The following is a 12,812-nucleotide window of genomic DNA, read 5'->3' as shown; positions in this document are numbered from 1 at the left end:
CATGCAAGATGCCGCGCGGCGACCGCCGTTCGCCCAGTCCCCCAGTAGTCAAGTCAGTCAGTCTTTCGCCGGGATCGATGCAACCGATCTCTGGCGAGGGAGACGCTTCTCCGCAAGACCGGTTGCAAAGCTGGCCTCCACCTTTGCTGCTGCTCTTCCGCGTTTCAGGCTGGCGGAGCCATGCTTTCATCGTGATGACGATGCCGTAACGATTTCCAGCAATGCGATATGGGTGGAAATGATTACCCGTTGGCAATGGAATATCGGTGCCCACAACGGTGACAATTTTTCAACACTGCCGTCGCTAAGCCAGTCTGGCAAGCAATGAAGGAAGATATCGTGCCGAAAGAATATGCAGAGACCACTTACCGGGCCATACATGTCACACGCCTTGTACGCGACCGCCAGGTGGGCAGGCCGCCGAAGGGAAACACCCAGCGATTCGAAGTCATGCGATTGGCAGCGTCCCGGTGGCATCAGTCAATTACGCTGCTGATTGACTGGGATCGTGCTGTCAACGAAGGCTGGCCAGACCTGCGGTCACCGTCCTGCACCCGCACCAGGGCCATCAGGAGCATCGGCCGCAGTCATCAAGCAAGCATCCGCCGGCTCGCCGGAAATTGAAACTGAGATTGCGTGAGGCAACTTCATGCGCACGCTGCTGTATTTCAGTCTGAGAGACACGGCCACCGCGCGACTGGGCGATCTGGCCGGTACCCCGGCACTCGTCGCAGGGCCGTGGTTTGTCCAGCGCGACAATCAGCCCGTCGAGGGATTGCCGACGATTGACGTCGGTCAGACTACGTACCGCGAAGAGGCGGCGATCACAGGAATTTTCATCGGCGCGATCGTCGGCGCGCTTGTCATCTTCAGATACGGCGTTTCCGCCGGTGCCACCGCCGTCGCGTATGTTGGTGCTGTCACGCTTGGCGCGATGATCGGATGGTGGGTCTGCGGATTGGTCGGCGGCAAGATCGGTCGCCTTGAACTGTGGCCGCAGAATGCGCAAATCGCACCGGGCCAATTGCTGATGATCGCCAGTTGCGATTCGCGATCGAAGGAAACTCTGAAGGAGATCATCCACGAACTGGGTGGCGTCGGGGTCGACGAGCATAGTGACCTGATGCCGAATTTCAGATGGCTATGACCGCCGCTTCGGATCGACCGTGCCGGTGCGCTTCCGGGAACGGACGTTACGCGGGCTGAACGAGAAGGGGAAGCCCGAACCGCCTCCAGGAAGTTTGACGGCTAAATCACAAAGTGCCCATGGTTGGATCCTGCTGCTCTGGACTCACATCAACTTCAATTCCTACTGGGTCGAGCATTACGTTGAAAAACTCACTGCTGGAAGATTGAAGACGGCTATGGATCGCGTGACGGCATATCGGGGGTTCGATATCCATGTCGATCTGCATATGGTATCCGGGGACATGTTCGACGTCTGGTTCCAGGTTGAGGGACCCATGAGTCCGCCAGGTGTCGCAGCGATTGGTAAGCGAATCAAAGTCTTTGGCGGGCCGTACTCCAGACGTTGGGCTTACCTCGTGGCAGAGCTGGCTGGGCGGGCCGCCGTAGACGTTATTCTTGGACCGGATGAATGAACGGAGGCCGAGAGCGGAGGTTAGATATGCAAAAGAGATATGGGCGCTGAACCACGTTCGGCGCCCATTCGGCCTTGAACAGGCAGTGACCGCCGGCGCCACGGCGTTGTCAACTTGCCGAACAGGGAACGAGCTGTCGGCAGCAGGCGCCATCGCTCCGAAAGCAGTTGACGAATTTTGGGCCACTTCAGTGAATTCATGCCAGGCAGCGAATCTCGCAGCGAGGTGTTTGCGATAGAGCGAGGCACGCAGCAAATTGACCCGTATGCAGTTCCCCAACGCGCCACGCGGGGAAGGCCACCATGCGCTGCAGAAATCTAACGGTGCGTTCAAGCGACTCGGGATCGGCACCCAAGAACCCCTTGGGCCGTACCGGCGAGCCCCGATGAACTGACTGACTTGGCGAGCTACTCGATCTCCGACAGGGGCGCGTACATCAACGGCGGAATGATTGTCATCGATGGTGGAGCGCATGTGTATCATGACCGGATGTCTTACCGTGGCATCTGCGCTTGGGGTCATATCGGGACATACCCCTAAGCCATGACCGTTGAAAGCCGGCTGAAAGATTGGCTTTCTAACGTTCGATCCATCCCTGCGGGTGTGCGCCTGCATGCCCGGAACACTCTGCGCCTGAGGCTGCGCGCAGTGCGGCGTCGCATTTCATGTTCTTTGAGGAGAATCGTTTTGCGCATACGCAGCCAAAAGGACTTTGCCTCCGGCCTGATGTTTATTCTGGTCGGTCTGGGCTTTTCCTGGGTCGCACGTGGCTATTCCATGGGAACCGCCGCCAAGATGGGCCCGGGGTATTTCCCCTTTCTGCTCGGGCTGGTACTCGCCGTCCTCGGTGCGCTGGTGCTGATCGGCTCGCTGTCGAGCAAGGGTGAGGAAGACCACCTGGCCCGCTGGGACCTGAAAACCCTGATGTGGATCCTGGGATCGGTGGTGCTGTTCGGCCTGCTGCTCAAGCCGCTCGGCATGGTGCTGTCGGTCTTCGTGCTGGTACTGGTCTCCTCGATGGCCAGCCACGAATTTAGCTGGAAGGGCGCGCTTCTCAACGGCGTGGTGCTGGTGCTGATCAGCATGGGCGCCTTCGTGTACGGCATAAATCTGCAGATGCCGGTGTGGCCGGCATTCATTACGGGTTAACGAGACGGCCAAATGGAACTATTTGAACACCTGGCCCTTGGATTCTCCACGGCGCTAACGCTGCAGAACCTTGCCTACTGCTTCCTCGGCTGCGTGCTCGGTACGCTGATCGGCGTGCTGCCTGGCATCGGGCCGCTCGCCACCATCGCGATGCTGCTGCCGGTTACCTACACGCTGCCGCCGGTGGCCGCGCTCATCATGCTGGCCGGCATCTACTACGGCGCACAGTACGGCGGCTCCACGACCGCCATCCTGGTCAACCTGCCGGGTGAATCGTCATCGGTGGTCACAACTATCGACGGCTATCAGATGGCGCGGCGAGGACGAGCGGGGGTGGCGCTGGCCACAGCAGGCCTGGGCTCCTTCTTCGCCGGTTGCGTGTCCACGCTGATCCTGGCCGCGTTCGCCACGCCGCTTTCGGAACTGGCGTTCAAGTTCGGTCCCGCCGAATACTTCTCGCTGATGTGCCTAGGCCTGATCGGCGCCGTGGTGCTGGCCTCGGGCTCACTGCCCAAGGCGGTCGCGATGATCGTGCTGGGGCTGCTGCTGGGGCTGGTCGGTACCGACGTGAACTCGGGGGCCGCGCGCTTCAACTTCGATGTGCCGGAGTTGACTGATGGCGTCGATTTCGTCGCGCTGGCCATGGGCATGTTCGGTTTCGCGGAAATCATCGCTAACCTTGAACAGAAAGAAGACCGCGAGACCTTCACCGATCACGTCACCAACCTGTGGCCCACCAAGGCGGACTTCAGGCGCATGGCGCCAGCAGTGCTGCGCGGTACCGCGCTAGGCTCCATTCTGGGCATCCTGCCCGGCGGTGGCGCGGCGCTCGCTTCGTTCGCAGCGTACTCGCTGGAAAAGAAGACCTCGAAGTACTCGCATGAGTTCGGCAAGGGCGCCATCGAAGGCGTGGCAGGCCCGGAATCGGCCAACAACGCCGCGGCGCAGACCTCTTTCATCCCGTTGCTGACGCTGGGCATCCCGCCCAACGCCGTGATGGCGCTGATGGTGGGCGCGATGACCATCCACAACATCCAGCCAGGCCCGCAGGTCATGACCAGCAACCCGGCGCTGTTCTGGGGCCTGATCGCCTCGATGTGGATCGGCAACCTGATGCTGATCATCCTGAACCTGCCGCTGATCGGGATCTGGGTCAAGCTGCTGCAGGTACCTTACCGCTTCCTGTACCCGGCCATCCTGGTGTTCTGCTGCATCGGCGTCTTCTCCGTCAACAACCAGACCTTCGACGTCTTTACCGCGGCTGGGTTCGGTGTGATCGGCTACCTGTTCATCAAGCTTAAGTGCGAGCCGGCACCGCTGCTGCTGGGCTTCGTGCTCGGACCGATGATGGAGGAGAACTTCCGCCGGGCGCTGTTGCTGTCGCGGGGCAGGTTCACCGTGTTCGTGACCCGTCCGCTGTCGCTCGGCCTGCTGATCGCCGCGGCTATGCTAGTGGCCGTGGTGGCGCTGCCGTCGATCAAGGCCAAGCGCGAGGAAGCGTTCCAGGAAGAGTAGTGCCCAAGCGCTAAGGACCTGCGCCGGCCTGTGGTTCGCGGGTAGGCTGGTGGCTGATCTCGGCGCGGTTGTTCACGCGCGCGCTGGCCTTGACGAACACGTGCTGGACGTTGGCCAGCTCTGGGGGATCGGCCATCGCGGCTGGGTAGCTGCGTACCTGGTCGGTGACAATCTTGCGCGGTGCCGGGCAAGATCGCAGCCCCGCTGGAAGAAGCGTTTGGCGGCGGCCTTGTCGCGCCGCTTCTGCAGCAGGATATCCAGTTCGACGCCATGCTCGTCGAACGCCCGCCACCGCAAGTAGAGGGTCGGCCGGGATATGCCTGCTTCCAGGTGAGTATCCAATCGGGCAGGTAGTCCTGTTTCACCCGCCGCCCCAATAGCACGCAGGATCTCATTCGGACTTATCGAAGATGCCAGCTTCGAGATCTTTCCTGAAATGCTGAACCCAATCGGTTTCATAGCCGATGGGGTATTCCCTTGTAACTTGTGTCGATCGTCTGGTTACCGTGACGTAGCCCTGTAAACCGAAGTTCTCGTCGCCTTTTGGGTCAGTCGTATCCGTTTCCAGGAGTTCGAAATCATCTGCTGCCAGACCATGACGCTGCAAGGTCGCAAGAAAGTCCTGTTGTTCATCCAATTCGATCAGTCGCATCGTCGGCCCCTCACTGGTCAAAGGGGCGAAAACCGAAACTCTCTTCCAACGATTCGAGTTTCATGTCAGCCCTCTTATGTGTGTGCAGCCATGGGTGATGCCTACGACCCGCTCGGCTTACATCACGCCACCTTGACCTCAATGCGGCTCGGTTGCGCGTATTCGGCTTTCGGGATGCGCAGCTTGAGCACGCCGTGGTTGAACTCGGCGACGACCTTTTCGGCATCTAGTTCCTTGGATAGCGTGAACACGCGCCCGTAACGGGGCAGGGAAACCTCCGCGTGACTGGCTTCCATGCCTGCCGGCAGATCCAGGACGACTTCGCCCTTGATGGTAAGGATATCGCCTTGCACCTGCACGACCAGCTTGTCCTTGGGCACACCCGGCAGATCGGCGTACAGGGTGATGCCTGCGGCGTCCTCGTACACATTCACTGGCGGCATCAGGGCCGCTTCAGTGCTGCCAGTGTCGGCTTGCTTGGTGACAGCAGTATTTTCGCTCATGGCCAGATCCTCCTCGCTCACTGGATGCTGATTTGGCGCGGCTGCGCGGCTTCGACGCGCTGGATGCTGATGTGCAGCACGCCGTCGCGGTACTTGGCCTCTACGGCATTGGGATTCACGTCGTTTGGTAGGCTCACCACACGGCGGAAGCGGCCGGCGAAGCGTTCATCGATATGCACGGAGGTTTGCTCGTCCTTGTCGGGGAGATCGGACTTGCGCTCGCCGACAATGGTCAGCACGTTCTTCACTAGCTGCACGTCCATGCTGGCCGGATCGACGCCAGGGGCAAAAGCGTAGATTTCCACCGAGTGGGGTGTGCCGCCTACATTCATGGCCGGAAAACTGACCCGACCGCGAATGCTGGGAGACAGCCCGAATGGCTGCTGCAACTCGCGCTGTAGGCGTTCCAGTTCTGAGAATACGTCACGGGGAAACAACGATCGATACAACATGTTTGCCTCCATTCGCTTTCGCGCGGGCGCCATAGTCTGACGCCCCCGGTTGCAATGGTAAGGCTTCGCCTGGGGATTTCAAGTTCTTGATTTGACTGATTTTCGACATCATTCTTCCGAGGTGAAGAGCAGCGCGAGACCGGAAAATTGGAACACGCATGGAGTTCCAGGACTACTACAAAACGCTGGGGGGGTGCCCCTATGTGTTTCGTCAAGCATTAGGGGCGGACTGCGGCTGATAGAAGGTGCCGTCGCGCAGCATGGCGAACAGCACATCACAGCGTCTTCTGGCAAGGGCGATGAGCGCCTGATTGTGGCGCTTGCTTTGCTGAACCTTGCGAGCGCAGTAGCCCCTTGAGACCGGATCTCGCAAGGCAGCAAAGGCTGAGAGGAACAGCGCTCGCTTGAGTACCTTGTTGCCCCGCCTGGACGGATGTTCGCCGCGGATGGACGAGCCTGAGCGGCGGGTGACCGGCGCGAGACCGGCGTAGGCGGCAAGGTGCGCGGCCGAAGCGAAGGCTTTGTGCGCGACCTCAGTGAGGAGCCTGGCGGCGGTCCTGACGCCGACTCCCGGCATGCTGGTCAGGACCGGCCAAAGAGGGTGTGCATGTACCAACCGTTCGACTTCGCTGGCGACCTCGTCGCGTTGTTTGCGTAAGGCGGCGAGCTGCTGGGCCAGGCGCGGCATGACGATAGTGGCTGCCTGCGTGCCGGGTACGACGACAGCCTGTTCACTGAGCGCCTGAACGATTTCGGCCGCAAGGCTTTTGCCCATACGTGGGGCGAGCTTGGTCAGGCGGTTGGCGAGTGTCTTCTCGCTAGTTGCAGCAAGCTCGGCGGGCGACGGGTAGCGCTCGAGCAGATCGAGCACGGCCGGGTGGTCCAAGCGAGGTCCCAGAACCCGTTCCAGCGCGGGATGGATCTGAGTGAGCAGGCCGCGAATGCGGTTACTGGTTTGGGTGATTTGGGCAGCCAGATCGTCGTCGAAGCCGCACAACATGGTGAGTTCGGCGAGTGGCTCGTCAGCGAGTCGCAGCGAGCGCAGCGTATGCGGCATCGATCGCGCGGCCTCGGCGATGATCGCGGCATCTCGGGCATCGGTTTTGGCTTCGCCCGCGTGCAGATCGGCGATGCGGCGCATGGCCAGACCCGGCAGATAGGCGACCAGGACCCCTTCGTCGCGGGCGACTGCGACCGGCAGCGCGCCAATGGTGGCGGGTTGATCAACGACGAACAGGAGTTGGCCGTGCGCCTTAAGGTCGGTGATGAGGGTACGCAGTTTGGCCTCATCGTTGGGCAGCGCCTTGTTGTACAGGCGTTTCCCGGTCCGATCGAGTGCTACAGCGTGATGCTGGCCTTTGCCTACATCAACGCCGATGAAGACATCGACAGAGTCGTGTTGTTGGTTTTCTTGCATCGAAGGTTATGCGGATTGAGCAGGTTGGCCTACAACAACGGTGGCAAGTCTCGGCATCCACGTTACGGACGGCCTCAAGAACACCTTGGCCGAGCCCCTATTAGCAATCACCAGCCACCCACCAGGCCCGGTGACAACACCCCCCGGATCATGGACGACTGGGGGCAGGAATCATGCCGGGCCTGGCTGGCCAAAGCCCCAATTGTCAGGGCGTGAAGATAGTAACGGGGCACGTGATGCCACGGCGGAGGACATCAAGAAGGCGTTCCGCAAGCTCGCGGGCAAGTTCCATCCGGACGTTTCCAAAGAGTCGGATGCAGAACAGTGCATGAGGTAGCTCAACGAGGCCTACGCCGTGCTCTCCGACCCCGAAAAGCGCGCCGCGTACGATCAACTGGAGCGAGGCTATCAGCCTGGCCAGGAGTTCCGTCCGCCGCCGGACTGGAACACCGGCTTCGAGTTCTCCAGTCGGGGCTTCTCGCCCCAGGAAGAGGCCGATTTCAGTGACTTCTTCGCCGAGCTGTTTGGCCATGTCAGGGGCAGACACCGCGGCTTCCATGCTCACGGCGGCAGCTTCCAGACACGCGGTGTTGATCACCACGCCAAGGTGCTGCTGGACCTGGAAGACGCCTTTACCGGCGCCACCCGTCAACTTTCGCTGCGGGTGCCAAGCATGGACGCCCAGGGCGTGGTGCAGCTCAGGAGTCGGACCCTCAGCGTGAAAATTCCCAAAGGCGTGCGCGAAGGTCAGCTCATCCGTCTGGCCGGACAGGGAGCGGCGGGGATCGGCGGTGCGCCGGCAGGGGATCTTTTTCTGGGCGTGCATTTCAAACAGCATGACCAACTGGAAGTGAAGGGGCGAAATCTACACCTCACTCTGCCGGTGGCGCCATGGGAGGCGGCGCTGGGGGCGGTGGTGCCCATCGATTTACCTGGGGGCGAACTGAAGGTGCGCATTCCCCCCGGCGCCCAGAGCGGCAGCGAGCTACGTGTGCGCGGCAAGGGCATTCCCGCTAATCCACCGGGCGATCTGCTGCTGGACATCCAGGTGGTGTTGCCGCCGGCAAACACCCCCAAAGCGCGGGAGCTTTATGAAACCATGGCGCGGGAATTGATTTTTAATCCGTGCCCGGAAAGGAGAGCCTGACCCATGTCTGATGATGACGTTCTGATCGGCTGCCTGATGGAAGATGCTTGGCTGACTCTGGAGCAAGTGGCGGTAGCCTAGCATGCTAGAACCGCTCAGGCGGCATGTAGATGAGGGCTTGTTCCCCCATGCCGTAAGTGTCGCTGGCGTCTGGCGGTTTTCCAACGCCGGCCTGCTACGGGCGCGATGGCTACTGAACACGCGCGGGCGGACGCGATCCGCTGGATCCAGGCCCAGATGGCCGAGTACGGGCTGACGATGGAAGAATTGGCGGCGGCGGGGTGCTTTGATCCGCCCCCGCCACCACCGCCGGTCTGCTACCGCAACGCCGAGGGACTCACCTGGGACGGGCAAGGCGAGATGCCCCCGTGGCTGCGGCGGGCGGTCAATGCGGGGCAGAGTGTGGAGTTTTACCGGATCGAATAGCCCAGCCGGTTATCCGGGGTACGTCCCCTCCCTGCGTCAGCGGGGTGTAGCCGCGCGCGCTGGCTTCGCTGGCACTCCAGGCGATAGAGGCGGCGGCTGATCCTCTGCTGGCTGTTGCGACATCCTAGGCGGCTCCGGCGCTGGCGGCAAGAGATGATGCGTTTGGCGCGTGGAACAACCTGCCAAGAGCAGCACGACAAGCACGGTCATCAAGGCTGGACCGTTACGCACTTTTTGTTGGGACATGTAGGCGTACCTCCAGAGGCATGCGCTTCATCAAGCCTAGACTACCTCGAATTGGGGTATTTTCCCCATGGTGGGTGATTCCTTTACCGCTAGCCGATGATTGGAAAGGCCCGTCAAACCCGGTGAGGAGGGTGGTGGGCGAATACCATCCGGGCGCATCGGGGTCGTCTCGTGCACGGAATGGGCGGTGGCGATGCGTAGTCTAACTGCTCAAAGGCGCCAGGAAGTGGCGATGAGCACATGTATCAGGAGCCTCACAATCGGTGCGGCCATGTTGCTGGCCGGGTGCGTGGTAGTGCCAGCTTATGATGGCTATGGCTATCCGGCCTACGGCACCTATTCCTACGAGCCTTACTATCCCGCTTACCCCTACGGGCCGTACTACAACTACGGCTGGTGGCCTGGCTTCTATGGAGGCGCAGTCTTCTTCGGTGGCGGTGGCCATGGCGGGACACACCACGGCGGGGGGCACGGTCACTGAGTCGTGTCGCCTCGCTACTTGAGCGCCGCAATCACCCGTTCATTCAGTCCCAACCGGTAGAGTGTCGCGCCCACTTGAGTCAACAAGGCCCATTCCTTCCCCGCGATCGCCGGATCGGCCAACAGCACCGCCAAGCCGGAGCGTCGTCGACCTCCTATTCCGTCGCTTCGTCCAGCGCCAGGCGCTCGAAATCTCGTATCACGTCACCTGGGTCCATCGTGGTTCCATGTGGCTTCCAGCGCCAGTCCAGCCGACGAGGCGGTCGTCAGGCATGATACTGTGCATCCATACAGTATCAATCTGGCCGCACCATACTTCCCGAACCCGCTAAGAACCGGGCGTGTCAGCGGCGCCCCTCAGCCCTGGATGGCAGCAATGATGGCAACGAAAAATGAGCGGGCGGACGCGATCCGCTAGATCCAGGCCCGGATGGCCGAGTATGGGCTGACGATAGAGGAACTGGCGGCGGCGGGGTGCTTTGATCCGCGGCCGCCTCCGCCACCGCCGGCGGTCTGCTACCGCAATGCCGAGGGGCTCACCAGGGACGGGCACGGCGAGATGCCCGCCTGGCTGCAGCGCGCGGTCAATGCGGGGCAGGGCGTGGAGTTTTTCCGGATTGGATAGCTTCGACAGCGGATTGGCCTGGGGCGGTCGTCTGGTGATAGTGGATTTAGCATGGGCCCGAGGCCCACGCCAGGTAGGCGAGGGCGGTGACCAGCAGGCAGGAGCGGCCAGTATCCCGTAGTACCGCGCTCTGTGGCATGGCTGCTCCGGGTGCCCCGGTAGGTGAAACAGCCAGTTCGCGTGGCGGTCAGCGCGTGCACATTCCATACTGGAAGTGATCGCCCCCGCCGGAATGCAGCGATGCTGGTGGGGACGAGTTTTCGTCTCCGCATTCCGAAAGGAGGTATCCCATGTGCTACCGGATTCGTGATCTGGATCGCCCGCGAGAGAAAACGGCCCAGCAGCGGCATACCCCGACGAGCTTGTCGCCTCGCTCTCGCCTCAACGAGCGCTGGGCGGCGTTGATGGCGTGGCTGCGTCCGTCTCCAAAAACAACCAGCCCGGTGACGGCCACATCCTTGGAGCAGGCCGAGCCGGCTGAGGCCGCGGCGAAGCCGGTCCCTCGGCCCATTGACCAGGCTTGCACCGTCGCCAGCACCGCCCGCGAGCGGGAGGCCGAGACGGCGTAGCCCGTCACTGTGTTGCGTCACCCCATCGTCCAGACCAAGAAGGCCAAAACCGCGCCGTCGCCGATGATGAAGGAAGTGCAGCGCGAAAAATCCCACAAGACCGCACTCCAGTCGCCCGCCGAAACCCCAGTAGCGGCCTGAGCATCAAGTAGTGTTGTGGCGCAGGCTTTCATGGCGGCCACGATCGGGCACAATGAGAGTCGTATTACTGTAGTTGGCCTGGGCTTCCCCGCACTGCGCTCACGCTTCGCACCTGGCCTGACCGCCGCGGGCTCGCAGGCGCCGCAACTGCAAGGCTCTCATCTTCCATATCGCTGATATGTAAGGCATCGGTAAGGGATCGAATCATGGCATTCATCAAACGTAGCGATAAAAAGAAGAAGCCTTTCAAAAAGGAAAGCTCGCTGTTCAAGCGCAAGCGCTATTGCCGCTTCACCGTGGCTGGCGTGGAACAGATCGACTACAAGGATCTGGACACCCTGAAGGACTTCATCGGCGACAATGCCAAGATCACGCCCGCTCGCCTGACTGGCACCAAGGCGCACTATCAGCGTCAGCTCGATACGGCCATCAAGCGCGCGCGCTTCCTCGCGCTGCTGCCCTACACGGACCTGCACAAGCACTGACTGCCCAGGCCGTTAAGGAAAATACGATGCAAGGAAAAAATTATCAGGCTGGGCTGCTTGGGTGACATCGTTCGCGTGAAAGACGGCTACGCCCGTAACTTCTGATCCCGAACAAGAAGGCCCGCCGCGCTACGCAAACCGCCATCAGCGAGTTTGAAGTCAAGCGTGTCGAACTGGAAAAGGCTGCCGCCCAGAAGCTGGCCGCCCGTGCAGGCCGAAGGCGAGAAGCTGAACGGCCTGACCGGAAGTCCGGTGTGGGCGTCTACCAGTTCGATTCGGTCACCAACGCAGGCATCGCCGAAGCCCTGGGCACCCAAGGCTCATGGTCAAGAAGGCCGAGGTGCGCCTGCCCAACGGCCCGCTGAAGCTGGTGGGCAACCAGGTCAGCGTTGCGCTGCATACTGACGTGGCGGTCGACGTGACCGCGTCCGTCCTGGGCGAACACGTCTAAGCATTGGCATTGCCGCCGGCAAGGGCTCTCATTCCGGGTTGGTGGAGGGTGTCAGCGAGAGAAGGCAGAAGCGTTCGCTTCTGCCTTTTCTTTGGGTGCGCCCGGCAGGGCACGCCCATGCCTGCGGCCGGGTTGGGGGCACTTGGCAGCGCGACTTCGCGGGATCGGGTGTGCATGACAGCAGCGACGCTCGTGCTTGAGCCGATTTTGCAACTCAATACACCGAGGACGCCAGTAGGGAAGGGAGGGTGACTGCATCGATCGCCCGTGACACACGATGGCGTCCGAAGCGGGCGACTGAGGCCTCGTCCGCTACCGGCTCCTGCGACAGGCTTTCATCGGTAGCTTGTGTGAAACGTAAGGATACCTCTCATGGCAGGTGATTGCCGCGCCCTCAGGCTGCCATCTAGCGGCGTTTATCGTCGGTCCGTCCAGGGTCATGCGGGAATGGTCGTTATGGAACTTGTTGATGATGGGCCGGAGCTCTTCCTTGACATACTCACTGTAGCGATAAAAGAGAGGACCGAACCGACCTCTGCGCAGGTCGCTGTTGCCCAGCAACCAGTCGGTGACGGGAAAGGTGAGGTTCATGTACTTCATCCGGGCATGTTGCGCACGAATCAATTGTCGTGGACGTGACAGCAATAGTGGAAGGTCTCATAGACCAGGTACCGGGCCACCATTGTCAGAGGAGATGCTGGACGGCCCGCCGGGCGAGCCGAGCGCCGAGGTCCGCGTGCTGGCCGCGCCCGAACGGCAACTGGCGCGGTGGGCAAACTCAACGCGGGGCGCGAGATCGACGGCCACTGGCCGGTGGCCGTGGCGTCCGAAGCGGAGGCGCTGCTGTGCGGGGCCATGACAAAGCTGGGTTGGTCCGCCCGTTCGTACTTTTGAGTGCTAAAGATATCGCCCGCATCATTGCGGATCTCGACCGCGCCGCGATCCTGCAGGCC

14 protein-coding genes and 6 pseudogenes are annotated in these 12,812 nt (G+C 61.5%); 13 read left to right on the top strand and 7 right to left on the bottom strand.

Annotation, left to right across the window (positions count from 1 at the left end; genetic code table 11):
• The 3 genes from AC3FNH_RS24785 to AC3FNH_RS24775 form a co-directional block, all read left to right on the top strand.
• A partial coding sequence (locus AC3FNH_RS24785) for a hypothetical protein (RefSeq protein WP_488721929.1) occupies window positions 1-328 on the top strand: 328 nt, incomplete at its 5' end.
• Window positions 329-649: 321 nt separating this feature from the next.
• A complete protein-coding gene (locus tag AC3FNH_RS24780) occupies window positions 650-1,147 on the top strand; it encodes a hypothetical protein (protein WP_488721928.1) in 498 nt (165 codons plus the stop codon).
• Window positions 1,148-1,166: 19 nt separating this feature from the next.
• Window positions 1,167-1,601 carry a hypothetical protein gene (locus tag AC3FNH_RS24775; RefSeq protein WP_488721936.1) on the top strand — a complete coding sequence of 145 codons (435 nt, stop codon included), beginning with the start codon at window positions 1,167-1,169 and terminating at the stop codon, window positions 1,599-1,601.
• Between the two features lie 159 nt (window positions 1,602-1,760).
• Here AC3FNH_RS24775 and AC3FNH_RS24770 read toward each other — a convergent pair.
• Window positions 1,761-1,868: pseudogene (locus AC3FNH_RS24770) on the bottom strand (IS6 family transposase); the annotation flags it as partial.
• A gap of 420 nt (window positions 1,869-2,288) precedes the next feature.
• Here AC3FNH_RS24770 and AC3FNH_RS24765 point away from each other — a divergent pair.
• Complete coding sequence (locus AC3FNH_RS24765) at window positions 2,289-2,750, top strand: tripartite tricarboxylate transporter TctB family protein (protein WP_488721927.1); 462 nt, start codon at window positions 2,289-2,291, stop codon at window positions 2,748-2,750.
• A gap of 12 nt (window positions 2,751-2,762) precedes the next feature.
• The gene (locus AC3FNH_RS24760) at window positions 2,763-4,265 is read left to right on the top strand and encodes a tripartite tricarboxylate transporter permease (protein ID WP_488721926.1); all 1,503 of its coding nucleotides are present in this window, start codon (window positions 2,763-2,765) and stop codon (window positions 4,263-4,265) included.
• 34 nt (window positions 4,266-4,299) lie between these two features.
• Here AC3FNH_RS24760 and AC3FNH_RS24755 read toward each other — a convergent pair.
• The 5 genes and pseudogenes from AC3FNH_RS24755 to AC3FNH_RS24735 form a co-directional block, all read right to left on the bottom strand.
• A pseudogene (locus AC3FNH_RS24755) lies at window positions 4,300-4,565 on the bottom strand (DDE-type integrase/transposase/recombinase); the annotation flags it as partial.
• Window positions 4,566-4,656: 91 nt separating this feature from the next.
• Window positions 4,657-4,917 (bottom strand): transcriptional regulator, encoded by a 261-nt coding sequence (locus tag AC3FNH_RS24750; RefSeq protein ID WP_488721925.1) that lies wholly within the window; start codon window positions 4,915-4,917, stop codon window positions 4,657-4,659.
• Between the two features lie 122 nt (window positions 4,918-5,039).
• Entirely contained in the window at window positions 5,040-5,420 is a 381-nt protein-coding gene (locus AC3FNH_RS24745) for an Hsp20/alpha crystallin family protein (protein ID WP_488721924.1), read from the bottom strand.
• Between the two features lie 17 nt (window positions 5,421-5,437).
• The gene (locus tag AC3FNH_RS24740; protein WP_276104113.1) at window positions 5,438-5,872 is read right to left on the bottom strand and encodes an Hsp20/alpha crystallin family protein; all 435 of its coding nucleotides are present in this window, start codon (window positions 5,870-5,872) and stop codon (window positions 5,438-5,440) included.
• A 211-nt stretch (window positions 5,873-6,083) separates the two neighbouring features.
• A complete protein-coding gene (locus AC3FNH_RS24735) occupies window positions 6,084-7,289 on the bottom strand; it encodes an IS110 family RNA-guided transposase (protein WP_488721923.1) in 1,206 nt (401 codons plus the stop codon).
• A 202-nt stretch (window positions 7,290-7,491) separates the two neighbouring features.
• On the opposite strand from AC3FNH_RS24735, the pseudogene AC3FNH_RS24730 reads away from it, so the two are divergent.
• The 7 genes and pseudogenes from AC3FNH_RS24730 (at window position 7,492) to rplI (ending at window position 11,859) form a co-directional block, all read left to right on the top strand.
• Window positions 7,492-8,436: pseudogene (locus tag AC3FNH_RS24730) on the top strand (DnaJ C-terminal domain-containing protein).
• Between the two features lie 186 nt (window positions 8,437-8,622).
• On the top strand, window positions 8,623-8,862 hold the full coding sequence (locus tag AC3FNH_RS24725; protein ID WP_488721922.1) for an H-NS family nucleoid-associated regulatory protein: 240 nt from the start codon (window positions 8,623-8,625) through the stop codon (window positions 8,860-8,862).
• 478 nt (window positions 8,863-9,340) lie between these two features.
• Window positions 9,341-9,589 carry a hypothetical protein gene (locus AC3FNH_RS24720; RefSeq protein ID WP_488721921.1) on the top strand — a complete coding sequence of 83 codons (249 nt, stop codon included), beginning with the start codon at window positions 9,341-9,343 and terminating at the stop codon, window positions 9,587-9,589.
• A gap of 429 nt (window positions 9,590-10,018) precedes the next feature.
• Complete coding sequence (locus tag AC3FNH_RS24715; RefSeq protein ID WP_488721920.1) at window positions 10,019-10,213, top strand: H-NS family nucleoid-associated regulatory protein; 195 nt, start codon at window positions 10,019-10,021, stop codon at window positions 10,211-10,213.
• 578 nt (window positions 10,214-10,791) lie between these two features.
• Window positions 10,792-10,923: pseudogene (locus tag AC3FNH_RS24710) on the top strand (30S ribosomal protein S6); the annotation flags it as partial.
• Between the two features lie 206 nt (window positions 10,924-11,129).
• Window positions 11,130-11,408 (top strand): 30S ribosomal protein S18, encoded by a 279-nt coding sequence (gene rpsR / locus AC3FNH_RS24705; RefSeq protein ID WP_039015607.1) that lies wholly within the window; start codon window positions 11,130-11,132, stop codon window positions 11,406-11,408.
• A 21-nt stretch (window positions 11,409-11,429) separates the two neighbouring features.
• Window positions 11,430-11,859: pseudogene (gene rplI / locus AC3FNH_RS24700) on the top strand (50S ribosomal protein L9).
• 312 nt (window positions 11,860-12,171) lie between these two features.
• Here rplI and AC3FNH_RS24695 read toward each other — a convergent pair.
• Window positions 12,172-12,548, bottom strand: a pseudogene (locus AC3FNH_RS24695) (hypothetical protein); the annotation flags it as partial.
• 79 nt (window positions 12,549-12,627) lie between these two features.
• On the opposite strand from AC3FNH_RS24695, the gene AC3FNH_RS24690 reads away from it, so the two are divergent.
• Window positions 12,628-12,753 (top strand): hypothetical protein, encoded by a 126-nt coding sequence (locus tag AC3FNH_RS24690; RefSeq protein ID WP_276104147.1) that lies wholly within the window; start codon window positions 12,628-12,630, stop codon window positions 12,751-12,753.
• Window positions 12,754-12,812 lie beyond the last annotated feature (59 nt).

This window comes from Cupriavidus sp. 22TCCZM01-5 (genome assembly GCF_057798915.1).
This window is presented reverse-complemented; position numbering and strand designations above follow the sequence as displayed.